This is a genomic window from Lentzea terrae (assembly GCF_003265345.1).
GTDB lineage: Bacteria > Actinomycetota > Actinomycetes > Mycobacteriales > Pseudonocardiaceae > Lentzea > Lentzea terrae.
Genome location: NZ_QFWW01000004.1, coordinates 248,747 through 260,974, shown reverse-complemented (window position 1 = coordinate 260,974; position 12,228 = coordinate 248,747). Strand labels below are relative to the sequence as shown.

13 protein-coding genes are annotated in these 12,228 nt (G+C 67.7%); 5 read left to right on the top strand and 8 right to left on the bottom strand.

The features are described from left to right. The first annotated feature begins 10 nt into the window (after positions 1-10). The 3 genes from DI276_RS08090 to DI276_RS08080 are packed head-to-tail and all read left to right on the top strand — an operon-like array spanning position 11 to position 2,593. On the top strand, positions 11-1,465 hold the full coding sequence (locus DI276_RS08090; protein WP_112262642.1) for a M1 family metallopeptidase: 1,455 nt from the start codon (positions 11-13) through the stop codon (positions 1,463-1,465). Positions 1,466-1,475: 10 nt separating this feature from the next. Beyond that, complete coding sequence (locus tag DI276_RS08085; protein WP_112262641.1) at positions 1,476-1,787, top strand: antibiotic biosynthesis monooxygenase family protein; 312 nt, start codon at positions 1,476-1,478, stop codon at positions 1,785-1,787. Next, on the top strand, positions 1,787-2,593 hold the full coding sequence (locus tag DI276_RS08080; RefSeq protein ID WP_112262765.1) for an SIR2 family NAD-dependent protein deacylase: 807 nt from the start codon (positions 1,787-1,789) through the stop codon (positions 2,591-2,593). The genes DI276_RS08085 and DI276_RS08080 overlap by 1 nt, the downstream gene beginning before the upstream one ends. Here the strand turns inward: DI276_RS08080 and DI276_RS08075 are convergent. Further along, positions 2,553-3,638: a hypothetical protein gene (locus tag DI276_RS08075; RefSeq protein ID WP_112262640.1), complete on the bottom strand. Its 1,086-nt coding sequence runs from the start codon at positions 3,636-3,638 to the stop codon at positions 2,553-2,555. The two genes, DI276_RS08080 and DI276_RS08075, sit on opposite strands and share 41 nt — an antisense overlap. A gap of 23 nt (positions 3,639-3,661) precedes the next feature. Then, complete coding sequence (locus DI276_RS08070) at positions 3,662-4,681, bottom strand: endonuclease/exonuclease/phosphatase family protein (protein WP_232836522.1); 1,020 nt, start codon at positions 4,679-4,681, stop codon at positions 3,662-3,664. Between DI276_RS08070 and DI276_RS51880 the strand changes: the two genes are divergently transcribed. Further along, entirely contained in the window at positions 4,671-4,835 is a 165-nt protein-coding gene (locus DI276_RS51880; protein ID WP_232836521.1) for a hypothetical protein, read from the top strand. The genes DI276_RS08070 and DI276_RS51880 overlap by 11 nt on opposite strands. Positions 4,836-4,865: 30 nt before the next feature. Here DI276_RS51880 and DI276_RS08065 read toward each other — a convergent pair whose 3' ends face one another. From DI276_RS08065 to DI276_RS08040, 6 genes are all read right to left on the bottom strand, one after another. Further along, positions 4,866-5,705, bottom strand: a complete 840-nt coding sequence (locus DI276_RS08065; RefSeq protein ID WP_157984580.1) for a hypothetical protein — start codon at positions 5,703-5,705, stop codon at positions 4,866-4,868. Continuing rightward, positions 5,705-6,820 carry a hypothetical protein gene (locus DI276_RS08060; protein WP_112262638.1) on the bottom strand — a complete coding sequence of 372 codons (1,116 nt, stop codon included), beginning with the start codon at positions 6,818-6,820 and terminating at the stop codon, positions 5,705-5,707. The genes DI276_RS08065 and DI276_RS08060 overlap by 1 nt, the downstream gene beginning before the upstream one ends. A 5-nt stretch (positions 6,821-6,825) precedes the next feature. Beyond that, positions 6,826-7,140 carry a WXG100 family type VII secretion target gene (locus tag DI276_RS08055; RefSeq protein ID WP_112262637.1) on the bottom strand — a complete coding sequence of 105 codons (315 nt, stop codon included), beginning with the start codon at positions 7,138-7,140 and terminating at the stop codon, positions 6,826-6,828. After that, positions 7,137-7,808 carry a YbaB/EbfC family nucleoid-associated protein gene (locus tag DI276_RS08050; RefSeq protein ID WP_332874623.1) on the bottom strand — a complete coding sequence of 224 codons (672 nt, stop codon included), beginning with the start codon at positions 7,806-7,808 and terminating at the stop codon, positions 7,137-7,139. Before DI276_RS08050 ends, DI276_RS08055 begins: the two co-directional genes overlap by 4 nt. 103 nt (positions 7,809-7,911) lie before the next feature. Next, positions 7,912-8,427, bottom strand: a complete 516-nt coding sequence (locus DI276_RS08045; RefSeq protein WP_112262636.1) for a hypothetical protein — start codon at positions 8,425-8,427, stop codon at positions 7,912-7,914. A gap of 118 nt (positions 8,428-8,545) precedes the next feature. After that, positions 8,546-11,107: an ATP-dependent Clp protease ATP-binding subunit gene (locus tag DI276_RS08040; protein ID WP_112262635.1), complete on the bottom strand. Its 2,562-nt coding sequence runs from the start codon at positions 11,105-11,107 to the stop codon at positions 8,546-8,548. Positions 11,108-11,439: 332 nt separating this feature from the next. On the opposite strand from DI276_RS08040, the gene DI276_RS08035 reads away from it, so the two are divergent. Further along, the gene (locus DI276_RS08035; RefSeq protein ID WP_232836520.1) at positions 11,440-12,225 is read left to right on the top strand and encodes a (2Fe-2S)-binding protein; all 786 of its coding nucleotides are present in this window, start codon (positions 11,440-11,442) and stop codon (positions 12,223-12,225) included. Positions 12,226-12,228 lie beyond the last annotated feature (3 nt).

Genomic DNA, 12,228 nt, shown 5'->3' with positions numbered 1-12,228 from the left:
GATTAAACGCATGAAGGCCCGTCCGTACCTGATCGCCCTGGTCTTGCTCGTGCTCGTCGCCGGTCTGCTCGTCGTGTTCCGCACGCCTGGCGGCGACCCGGCACAGCAGCAACGCCAGGAGACGTCACCGCAGGCAGCCGTGGAGGCCGGTGCGGGTGCGGGCGACGCGTACTACCCGACGGACGGCAACAGCGGCTACGACGTGACGCTCTACGACCTGGCGATCACCTACGACCCCGGCTCGAAGAAGCTGGACGGCGTCGCCACCGTCACCGCAACCGCCTCTGCTGACCTGTCGCGCTTCAACCTGGACCTGGAGGGGTTGACGGTCAGCGCGGTCTCCGTCGGCGGGAAGCCCGCGAAGTTCGCGCAGGAGGGCGACCACGAGCTGGTGATCACGCCCACCGCGCCGCTCGCGAAGGGCAAGCCGTTCACCGCGGTGGTCACCTACGGCGGCAACCCGACGACGATCAACGACGCCTCGCTGGGCCGCAGCGGCTGGCAGATCTCGTCCACCGGCGGTGCCTTCGCCGCAGGTCAGCCACACTCCGCGACGACGTGGTTCCCGGCCAACGACACCCCGCGCGACAAGGCGGCGCTGAAGGTCGCGGCCCGCGTGCCGGACGGCTGGTCGGTGGTGTCGAACGGTCTGGAAGGCCCGGTGACGCGCGACGGCGGCTGGACCACGTTCAACTGGTCGGAGGAGACGCCGCTCGCGACGTACCTGGCCACGGTGGCGATCGACAAGTTCGAGATCGTGCGCTCTCGCCTGCCGAGTGGCGCGCCGGTGCTGGACGCCTACGCACCCGGCACATCGGGGCAGAAGAAGCCGATCCAGGCGCGGTTGCCCGAGGTGCTGGCATACCTGGAGACGAGGTTCGGCCCGTACCCGCAGCGCGCGGCCGGCAGCATCTGGGTGGCCGACCAGATCGGGTTCTCGCTGGAGACCCAGACCAGGCCGATCTACGCGTCGTGGGCCGACCTGGAGACGGTCGTGCACGAGAACGCGCACCAGTGGTTCGGCGACTCGGTGACGATCTCGAACTGGGCGGACATCTGCCTGAACGAGTGCCTCGCCTCCTACTCGCAGTGGCTGTGGATGGAGAAGGAAGGCACGAACCTCGACGAGCGCTACCGCGGCCGGATCGAGGAGCTGCGCACGCGCTCGTCGTTCTGGGCGCCGAAGCTCTACGACATGGGCAAGGGCAACGAGTTCAGGGGCGTCTACGACAAGGGCATCATGGCGATGCACGCGCTGCGCAAGCAGGTCGGTGACGACGTGTTCTTCAAGGCCCTGCGGTCGTGGACGGCCAAGCATCGTGACTCGAACGCCTCGTGGCCGGAGTTCGAGAACCACTTCAAGGAGGCCTCCGGCCAGCAGCTGGACGGGTTCTTCGCGGCGTGGTTCCGCGGCTCGGGCATCCCGGAAGACCAGTACCTGCTGCCTGTCGGTGTGCGCCGCTAGAGTCGGTGTCATGGCAGTCGTGAAGATCAACGCGATCAAGGTCCCCGAGGGCGCCGGCCCCGAGCTGGAGAAGCGCTTCGCCGCCCGCCTCGGCGCGGTCGACGACCAGCCCGGTTTCCTCGGCTTCGAGCTCCTGCGCCCGGTCGCCGGCGAGGACCGCTACTTCGTCGTGACGCACTGGGAGACCCACGAGGACTTCGTGGCGTGGCGCGACGGCCAGGCCGGTGCCGCTGCGCACTCCGGTGAGCGGGCGAAGCCGGTGTCGACCGGTGCCGACCTGCTGGAGTTCGAGGTCGTGCTGGGGAGCAAGCCCAAGCAGTGATCGAAGAGGCTTACGACAGGGCCGCCGAGCTGATCGCCGGCGCGGACGCGTTGCTCGTCTGCGCCGGTGCCGGCATGGGGGTCGACTCGGGACTGCCGGACTTCCGCGGCACCGAGGGCTTCTGGCGGGCCTATCCGCCGTACGAACGCCTCGGGCTGAAGTTCGAGGAGATCGCCGACCCGGTGCACTTCGCCGACGATCCGGCGCTGGCCTGGGGCTTCTACGGCCACCGGCTCGGCCTGTACCGCGCGACCGTGCCGCACGAGGGTTTCTCGATCCTGCGCTCGTGGGGTGCGCGCGTCTTCACGTCCAATGTGGACGGCCAGTTTCAGAAGGCGGGCTTCACCGACGTCGCCGAGGTCCACGGTTCGATCCACCACGCCCAGTGCGTGGAACCGTGCACCGACGAGATCTGGGAGTGCACGTTCGACGTCACCGTGGACCCGGACTCGATGCGCGCGGTCGGCCCGTTGCCGTCGTGCCCGTCGTGCGGTGGCCTGGCGCGGCCCAACATCCTGATGTTCGGCGACTGGGGCTGGGTGCCGCACCGCAGCCAGGCGCAGCTCGACGCGCTGACGACCTGGCGGCGGTCCGTGCGGAACCTGGTCGTGCTCGAGATCGGTGCCGGCACCGCGGTGCCGACCGTGCGACGTCAGGCTGAACTGGCGTCAGCCGCCAACGGCTCGCTGATCCGGATCAACGTCCGCGAACCCGACGTCAGGCACGGCCGAGGCGTCTCGTTGCCGATGAACGCCCTCGAAGCACTTACCGCACTGGCGAGCTCAGTCGATCGAACGTCTCGGTGACCTTCTGCTTGTCACCGACGACCGCGTACGCCTGCATGTCGACGTGCCGGGAGTTCCTGCTCACGAACGTCGCCTCGATGGTGTACGAGCCGCCCCAGGCCGTGTACTCGTCCGGCGCCCTGCTCTCCAGGTAGACGTACGCGTCCTCGCGCGTCTGGCTGTTCGGCAGGTACATGCCCAGGCAGTGGGTACCGTTCTCGGTGCAGCGCAGCGACGGACTCTTCTTGTGGTCCCACCGCGTGGCGTCGAACGGCACGAGCTGCCCGTTGAGGTACGCGTACTCCTTGGTGAAGTCGCGCTGGGTGTAGGCGACGATCGTGCTGTGGACCTCACCGACGTTCGCGGCGGGTTCCTGGTCCTCGACGTGCAGCCCGGCGCGGAGCTCGATGACGTTGCCGGACACGCTGACGTCCGGGTTGAGCCAGTAGTGCGAAAGGCCGAGGCTCATCGGGCTCTGGTCTGGCTGGTAGTCGGTCGCCTTGCAGTTGTCGTCGGGCAGCTTGGTCTGCTGCGGAATCGGCACGTACATCGCGAGCCTGCTGGCCGCGAGGTAGCGGCTGCCGCCGACCTTCTCGAACTGCGACAACGCGCTGGTGGACGGCCAGTGGTAGGGCGCTGTCTTGCCGTCGTCGTCTTTCTGCGACCCGGCCTGCGTCGGGTTGTAGCACTCGGTCGCCTTGGGCTGCACCGTGTCCGACGCGCCGATCGGCCGGACGAACGGCCGCACGGCCCACTGGAACGCGGCGCCGTGCCCGCCGCTGCCGATGTACTCCTTGCCGCCGTACCTGACCGAGGCGATGGCACCGGCGAGCGCCGTCGACGCCGTGACGGACACCTGGTCGGAGGAGATGGTCAGGTCCGGGTAGTAGGTCCCCCAGTTCGTGGGTTCGGCGCACTCGGACTTGTACGTCATGACGAACTGGTAATAGGCCTCGTTGCGCATGTCCTGAGGCTCAGGTGACGGTGGACAGGTGACGGTGGGTTCCTCGGCCTGAGCGGGCGAAAGCATGCCCCCCAGCAAGGCCGCAATGGCGAGGATCTTCATGCGACCTGTCTACCAAGAACCGGCTACCGGGGTACGACGAACTGCGTGACAACGGCCCGGTGATCACTGCCGAGCACGTCGAACACGTCCACCGTGTCGACCGGGCACCGCGTGTCCACCAGCACGTGGTCGATGGTGACCGGCGGCGGCCAGATCCCGCTCTTGCTCGGCCACGTGTGGATCAGCCCCTTGCCGACCTGGTCGGCGGCGTCCACATAGCCCTTGTTCAGCAACCTCGTCAGGCCGACGTGGTCGAGCGTCGCGTTGAAGTCGCCGGCCAGAATCCTGATCGCGCCGGTCGAGTCCGGCGTCGGCAGCCCGGCCAGCTCGCGCTGCCACGCCTCCGGCCCTTCCGTCACGACCGGCGGCAACGGATGCACCGACACGACCTCGATGTCCCTGCCCGGCAGGTCGACGAGCGCCCCGGCCTGCTGCAACGTGCCAGGCGGAGTCAGATTCCGTTGCGTGAGCGGGAACTTCGAGGCGATGCCACTGCCCGACCCACCCGGTTCGGCCAGGAAGACCCGGTTGGGCAACACCTGGTTCAGCCCGGCCCGTTCGAGGTCGCGCACCATGTCGGGCGTCAACTCCTGCAGCGCCAGTACGTCGACGTCGCGATTCCTCACTTCGCGCACGACCGCCTCGGCATCCGCGATGCCGACGAGCAGGTTCGAGGTCATCACCCGAACCGGCTGCCCCACCCCGTTCGGCCGCGAGTCCGGGAACGCCCGTTGCGCCACGGTCCCCACCAGCACGACCGCCACCAGTGTCATCGTGAGCCCAACCACCCACCGCTTGCGCAAGAGCGCCAACAGCCCGATGAGCAGCCCAACCACGGTGATGTACGGGATCAACGACGTCGAGGCGATCATGTACCGGTTGCCGTCGATGCCGAGCAGCCTGACCATGGCCGCGGCGACGAACAAAAACGCGCACACGACCAGCAAGAACGTGGCGAACCCGCTCTTCTGCGGCTTCACCTCGGTGGTGACCACGTCGTGCAGTGTCGCCGAGTGCTCGTCAGTCTCCGGTGTGGTCGCCACGATTGAAGGACGGTCGGCGGCGTCGTCCCGTTGCGTCCCGGAATGTCGGACCCACTTCCGCTCTCCCCCCGAGAGCGGCGTGATCGAGAACATCGGCACGCCGCTGCCGTTCGAGGAGACCTACCTGGCGGGCTATGCCGTGACGCCGCGCTGACCGTGTCGGCAGCGCGGCCTCGCGTTGGGCTCAGACTGCGGCGGCGGGGTGCCTCGGCCGGGCGCCCGGCATGCGGTCGAGCAGCCCGCAGATCGTGTCGACCACGCCCATCAGGTCATCGGGGTAGATGTGGTCGTACGCGATCAGGTAGACGAAGCCCGACTCGAAGGTCAGCGTCATCCGCTTGGCCCACAGCGGCAGGCTCTCCTGCTGGTCGATGAGCCAGTGCAGCGCGTCGAAGTTCAGCTCCCTGGCGGCCGTCGCGGGATCGTTGCCGTACGCGGAGAACTCCTTGTCCATGGGCGGCGACAACGGCACCGGCAGCCACTCGGCGTCGCTTTGGACGGTCGCCGGCTTGTGCTCGACGATCGACTTCCACTCGGACTCGAGCTGGCCGGGTGACAACGGCTGACCGTTGTTGATGCTGTACTTGTTCGGCCGCCTGACCTTCAGCGGCGCCAGGCGCGCAGTCGCGATCTCGATGCGGTGCTCCTGCAGCCACCGCACGCCAAAACCGCGTGAGTCGTAGCGGATCGACGCCTCTGTCACCCTGACGTGCCACTGACCGCGCTGGAAGTCCAACGACAGGTCGAACTGCCTCTTCGACCGGAACGCGATCGAGAACTCGTTCACGAACGGCTTGCAGAGCTCAGCCGTCCACATGCCTGCCTCGCCGGGGCCGAGCACCTTGCCGCCCAGCCGCTGCGCCAACGGGGTCAGCGCCGCGATCTGCGCATCCCGTCGCTTCGCGTGGCCGCGGAAGTGGAGCCAGCGCCGCACCACCAGGAACACGATCGCGCACGCGATCCACGTCAGGACGTACGGGGCGAGGACGTACCCGTGCCAGAACTTCAGTAGATGGTCCATCATCAGATGTCCAGAAACCCTTCGATGCGCTGCTTCGAGTAGTCGGTGCCCGTGTCGCGAGACTCGGCGGCCTTCTCCTGGATGGACGTGTTGCGCAGGCCCTTCTCGTGGTACGGGTTGACCTGGGCCAACGCCTCGTTGCCCACCGCGTCGAGCATCGACTTCCCGAAGCCGTTCTGCATCCGCTCGCCGACGATGCCGTCATGGCTGTTCATCCGCGTGACCGGGTTGCTCCTGAACCGCTCCCACTTCGTCTTGCCGGCCAGCGCGTCGGTCGCCTGCTGGCTGGTGACCTTCTTGTCCGCCATGGCCTTCTTGAACGCGGTGCCGAGGTTCTTGGCCTTGCTCGCCAGGTTCCGCAGGAAGTCCATGATCTTCGTCAGCAGCCCGCGGAGCTTGGCCACGATGCGCGACACCCGGCCGACCGTCGTGGCGACCCGGACACCCGTCGCGGCGCCGGCAGCGGCCGTCGAGGCGCCACAGCTCGGCACCGCGGCGGCGAGCGCCGGGATCCAGATCATGATCAGCCAGGTGATCAGCTCGGTGAGGATCGCCTTGATGACGTCCTCGATGATCTGCATGATCATCGAGGACATCAGCAGCAGCTCGGCCAGTTCTCCTGCTTGGGCTGCGACGCCGTCGATCCCGTGGGCGAACTCCCCGAGCTTGGTGCCTGCCGCCTCCGAAGCACTGCCGCCCCAGGTCTGGACGGTGCTCCCCAGGTCATCGGCGAACGCCGTGCGCAGTTCGGCGACACCGGTCGCGATGGCACTGAAGTTCTCACCTGCCTGCTGCAACGCGGGACCGTCGCCGCTGACGAAGTGGATCGCGTCCTCGAGCGGCTGCACCACGCTGATCAGGAAGTTGAGGCCCTGTCCGACCAACCAGCCGAGCGGGTCCATGACCAGACCCTGCCCGGCCTCGACCAACCCGCTGACCAGCGCACTGCCCTCGGCCGACAGAGCCGCCGCGCCGCCGGTGTCGCCGGCGTCGCCCATCGCGTCCTTCGCCTTGACGAAGTTGCCGTAGATCGGGATCGCCTCGACGGCTTTCTCACCGGTGGTCTTCTCACCAACGGTGATCTTGACCCCGCCGGCCTCGATGTCCTCCTCTGCCATGCCGTCTACCCCCTGTCGACCTGGATGCCTTCGAGAATCGCCTTCAACGCGGTTTCCTGGTCCGCGTAGCCCTGGGCGGTGTCACGGAACTTGTCCGCACCGGACTGGAGGCCTTCTTCCATGGCCTGGAACGTGTCCTTGAGGTCGCTCAGCAGATCTTTGTAGTTGTCGAAGACGAACAGACCCACCACGCCCCACGACTTGTCGGACACGTCCGCCTGGTCCACGAGGCCCTTGATGGCGCTCGCCGTGGCGCGGTGGCCGTCGAGCTTGCCGGCGTACTCGCGCAGCTCCTCCGGGTTGACGCTGAACCCGCTCATCGGCCGTCCTCGTCGTCGTAGAGGTTCAGGAACTTGCCGTCCTGTTTGGGCGGTGCGGTGGGCGGCGGCTGCGACCTGTCGTTCCAGGCGTTGCCGCGCATGATGTTCTGGTCGCCGAAGTCGTCCTGCGGCTCGGGCGCAGGCCTGCGGGGCGGTGCGGGAGGCCGGGCCGGGCCGCCTTGGGGTGCAGGCGGCATGGGAGGCATCGGTGGACGCTGCGGGGCGGGCGACTGGGGCGCGGCTTCGTCGGTCCTGACGGCGCGGAGTTCCTCTTTGGACATTCCGAAGAGCTGCGACTGGGTTTCCAGGACCTGGTCGGAGAGCTTCATGTCGTCGCCGATCGCGCCCTCGACGATGCCTGCCTGGCGGCGCGCGGCTTCGGCCACGGCTCGTTGCAGGGTCGTCATCAGTTCGGCGGCCAGGGCTTGGGGTGGTCTGCGCATGGCCTGGTCGGTCAGGTGGATGGCCTTGATGCTGCCGGACGGGCCCGCGACGACTGTCACGGCGCGGTCGGCCGAGGTGGCCACCGCTTCCAGGTCGGTCAGCTGTTGCTGCATCTCGCCGATGTTGGCGAACTGCTGGTCAACGCGCTGCATCTGGGACTGGAACCGCTCGAACTGAGCGACCAGCTGCTCGAACGCCGCCGACGGCACAAGAACCTCCTGCAAGGACTCCGCTCGGGCTAGATCACCGAGCGGCCGCCATGGTGTCAGGACGAGACGTGTATTCGCGGCAAAACGGGCCGAACAGGTCGTGGAAGTGATGCGATCGTCAGATGACCGTTGTGGGGTCACGAGGTTCGACGCCCGGCATGAGGTCGAGCGTCTCCAGGATCATGTCGACCAGGAACTCGAGCTCGTCGGGCCGGATCTGCCCGTCGCACTCCACGCGGGCGAAACCGTCCTCGAAGTACAGCGTGAAGAACTCCAGCGGAACCCGCCGCCGTGGCAGGGGAATCGTGGCGACCTCGATCCAGTGCTCGAACGACATCTGGTTGTTGGGCAGCAGCGCGTCTGGCGCGTAGGAGGCCTCGGTCACCCGGACGTGCCACGGTCCACGGTGGAACTCGAGGGACAGGCCCGGCTTGTGCTGCGCGCGCTGAAGTGCCCGAGACCACGCGCTCGCCTCGCCGGGACCGGCCAGCTTGCCGCCGAGGCTTTCGGCGAGGGGCATCAGGGAAGGGGTCCGTGAGGCCGCTGCCTGCGTACGTGCCTTGGCCTGCCTGGGCCCGCGAAGCACCAGGGCCGTGATCACGGCCACGGCAACGACGATCACGAGAATCTCCACGTGTCCTCCAGCGGAAGCCTCTCACTTCAAGAGTCGCGCTGGGCAGAGAATGTCGAACGCGCAGACGAAAAACGGCCCCCAGGAAGCCTGGGGGCCGCTTTCGTGGAACTCAGCTAGCTCACTCGGTCTCGGTCGCCGGAGCGTCCTGCGGCTCGGTGGCCGCGGGGGCTGCCAGGTCGACCGGCGGAGCGTCCGGCACGCGGTTCGGCTTGGCCTCGCCGCGGAAGACGAAGCGCGCCTTGTCGTGCTCGTCGGACACGCCGTCCCAGCCCTCGACGTCGGTGATGATGATCTGGCCCGGCTGGATCTCGCCGAACAGGATCTTCTCCGACAACTGGTCCTCGATCTCGCGCTGGATCGTGCGGCGCAGCGGGCGGGCGCCCAGCACCGGGTCGAAGCCGCGCTTGGCCAGCAGGGACTTCGCCCTGTCGGTCAGCTCGAGGGCCATGTCCTTGTTCTTCAGCTGCGTCTCGACGCGGGCGATCATCAGGTCCACCATCTTGATGATCTCGTCCTGAGTCAGCTGGTGGAAGACGATGATGTCGTCGATGCGGTTGAGGAACTCGGGGCGGAAGTGCTTCTTCAGCTCGTCGTTGACCTTGTTCTTCATCCGCTCGTAGTTGGACGCGGTGTCCTGACCCGAGGTGAAGCCGAGGCCGACGGCCTTGCTGATGTCGGACGTGCCCAGGTTCGACGTGAAGATGATGACGGTGTTCTTGAAGTCCACCGTCCGGCCCTGACCGTCGGTCAGGCGGCCGTCCTCCAGCACCTGGAGCAGCGTGTTGTAGACCTCCTGGTGGGCCTTCTCGATCTCGTCGAACAGCACGACCGAGAACGGCTTGCGGCGCACCTTCTCGGTGAGCTGGCCGCCCTCTTCGTAGCCGACGTAACCGGGAGGGGCACCGAAGAGCCGCGACGCGGTGTAGCGGTCGTGGAACTCGCCCATGTCGATCTGGATGAGCGCGTCGTCCTCGCCGAACAGGAAGTTCGCCAGCGCCTTCGAGAGCTCGGTCTTACCGACACCGGACGGGCCGGCGAAGATGAACGAGCCGGACGGGCGCTTCGGGTCCTTCAGACCGGCGCGGGTGCGGCGGATCGCCTGCGACACGGCCTTGACCGCGTCGACCTGGCCGATGATCCGCTTGTGCAGCTCGTCCTCCATGCGGAGCAGACGCGTGGTCTCCTCCTCGGTGAGCTTGAACACCGGGATGCCGGTCCAGTTGGCCAGGACCTCGGCGATCTGCTCGTCGTCGACCTCGGCGACGACGTCCAGGTCGCCGTCCTTCCACTGCTTCTCCCGCTCGGCCTTCTGGCCCAGGAGCTGCTTCTCCGCGTCACGCAGCTTGGCCGCGCGCTCGAAGTCCTGCGCGTCGATCGCGGACTCCTTGTCGCGACGGACGTCGGCGATCTTCTCGTCGAACTCGCGCAGGTCCGGCGGCGCGGTCATCCGGCGGATGCGCATGCGCGCGCCGGCCTCGTCGATGAGGTCGATCGCCTTGTCCGGCAGGAACCGGTCGTTGATGTACCGGTCGGCCAGCGTGGCGGCGGCGACCAGCGCGGAGTCGGTGATCGAGACGCGGTGGTGCGCCTCGTACCGGTCACGCAGGCCCTTGAGGATCTCGATGGTGTGCTCGAGCGACGGCTCGCCCACCTGGATCGGCTGGAAGCGGCGCTCCAGCGCGGGGTCCTTCTCGACGTGCTTGCGGTACTCGTCGAGCGTGGTGGCACCGATCGTCTGCAGCTCACCGCGGGCGAGCATCGGCTTCAGGATCGAGGCCGCGTCGATCGCGCCCTCGGCGGCACCCGCACCGACGAGCGTGTGGATCTCGTCGATGAACAGGATGATGTCGCCGCGCGTGCGGATCTCCTTGAGGACCTTCTTCAGGCGCTCTTCGAAGTCACCGCGGTAACGCGAGCCCGCGACCAGCGAGCCGAGGTCGAGCGTGTAGAGCTGCTTGTCCTTGAGCGTCTCGGGCACCTCGCCCTTGACGACCATCTGCGCCAGCCCCTCGACGACGGCCGTCTTGCCGACGCCGGGCTCGCCGATGAGGACCGGGTTGTTCTTGGTGCGGCGGGACAGCACCTGCATGACCCGCTCGATCTCCTTGGTGCGCCCGATCACCGGGTCGAGCTTGCCCTCACGGGCCGAAGCCGTGAGGTTGCGCCCGAACTGGTCGAGGACCAGGGACGACGACGGGGTGCCCTCGCCGCGGCCGGTCGACTCCGACGCGCCCTTCTCCGTCGAGTAACCGGACAGCAGCTGCAGCACCTGCTGGCGCACCCGGTTGAGGTCGGCACCCAGCTTCACGAGGACCTGCGCGGCAACGCCCTCGCCCTCGCGGATCAGGCCGAGCAGGATGTGCTCGGTGCCGATGTAGTTGTGGCCGAGCTGAAGCGCCTCGCGCAGCGAGAGCTCCAGGACCTTCTTCGCACGGGGGGTGAAGGGGATGTGTCCACTCGGAGCCTGCTGGCCCTGGCCGATGATCTCTTCGACCTGCTGGCGGACGCCCTCCAGCGCAATCCCCAACGACTCGAGCGCCTTGGCGGCGACACCTTCACCCTCGTGGATCAGACCCAGGAGGATGTGCTCGGTGCCGATGTAGTTGTGGTTGAGCATCCGTGCCTCTTCTTGGGCAAGGACAACCACCCGCCTCGCGCGGTCGGTGAACCTTTCGAACATTCGCACTCCCTGACTGCTGCGTCGGCGGTCCTCGGCTCCACCGATCTACCCTGGTGAGCGCGGCACCGTGGCTCCACTGTAGTGGGCGGTTCCGAGGCCTGTGGCTCCCATCAGCGCACAGTGGCGTCCGGGCAACCCTGACACCGGCATCAACGCAGGTCGGGACCAACGGATTCCACAGATCGGGCGATGTCCGCTCAGCGCGAACAACCAACCGTTGAGCGATACTCGTGTGACCGGGGCCACCACAACGCGCGCCACCGGGGCGATCTTCGGTAAGGTTAGGCAAGCCTCATTGCTCAGATGAGATTGGACTTGCGTTGACCGTACCGGTGAGGGTCTCACAGCAGAACCCGCGTGCGCTCACGCCACTGGCCGAGTCCATCGCCCGCCTGCAAGCCGGATCCGAGATCAGGTTCGGCACGCCGTCGCCGGACTGGACGATCTGCTCGGACCTGCTGGCCGAGCCTGCGCGCTTCGACCTGTGGCGCAAGGACCTGGCCGAGTGGATGGTCGAGCAGTACGGCAAGTCCGACGACCGGGCCACCGCCGGCTACATCATGGGCTGGTACCTGCACGTCCCCGGCACCATCGCGGGCCTGCTCTTCCACACCGCCCGCCGCGTCCCGACCCTCAAGCCGAACGACCTCGCCTTCCGCCTCAACGCGGAGGGCCGCCCGCACCCGGACGGCATCTCGGTGCTGTGCGACGAGTTCGCGTGCCTCCCGGACGACCCGGCCTCGAACCACCCGGCCGCCACGGTCGTCGCCAACGAAGCCGCGCTGGCCGCCCTGCTGCGCGCCCGCTACGCCGCCCACGCCGCGCAGTTCGTCGCTTCCTTCGGCCAGGTGGTCCGCTTCGGCCGCCGCACCCTCTGGGCAGCCGCGACCGACATGCTGGAGTACGGCGCCTGGGCCGCGGGCCGGGCCTGCGGCGACGAGACCGGCGGCGTGACCGACGCGGCGCTGATCCTGCCGGAGAAGCTGTACCCGTTCGTCTCCGCCTCGACGCTGCACCTCTCCGACGAAGGCTGGAAGCGCAAGCGCAACAGCTGCTGCTTCCACTACGTGCTCCCGGAAGCGGAGCCCTGCACGGCCTGCCCGCGCACCTGTTCCTAGGAA

Bases quoted from the DNA above. Each gene is read 5' to 3' on its own strand.
- DI276_RS08065 (WP_157984580.1), bottom strand. From the start codon at position 5,705: ATGATGGACCATCTACTGAAGTTCTGGCACGGGTACGTCCTCGCCCCG.
- DI276_RS08090 (WP_112262642.1), top strand. From the start codon at position 11: ATGAAGGCCCGTCCGTACCTGATCGCCCTGGTCTTGCTCGTGCTCGTC.
- DI276_RS08055 (WP_112262637.1), bottom strand. From the start codon at position 7,140: ATGAGCGGGTTCAGCGTCAACCCGGAGGAGCTGCGCGAGTACGCCGGC.
- DI276_RS08040 (WP_112262635.1), bottom strand. From the start codon at position 11,107: ATGTTCGAAAGGTTCACCGACCGCGCGAGGCGGGTGGTTGTCCTTGCC.
- DI276_RS08060 (WP_112262638.1), bottom strand. From the start codon at position 6,820: ATGGCAGAGGAGGACATCGAGGCCGGCGGGGTCAAGATCACCGTTGGT.
- DI276_RS08075 (WP_112262640.1), bottom strand. From the start codon at position 3,638: ATGAAGATCCTCGCCATTGCGGCCTTGCTGGGGGGCATGCTTTCGCCC.
- DI276_RS08085 (WP_112262641.1), top strand. From the start codon at position 1,476: ATGGCAGTCGTGAAGATCAACGCGATCAAGGTCCCCGAGGGCGCCGGC.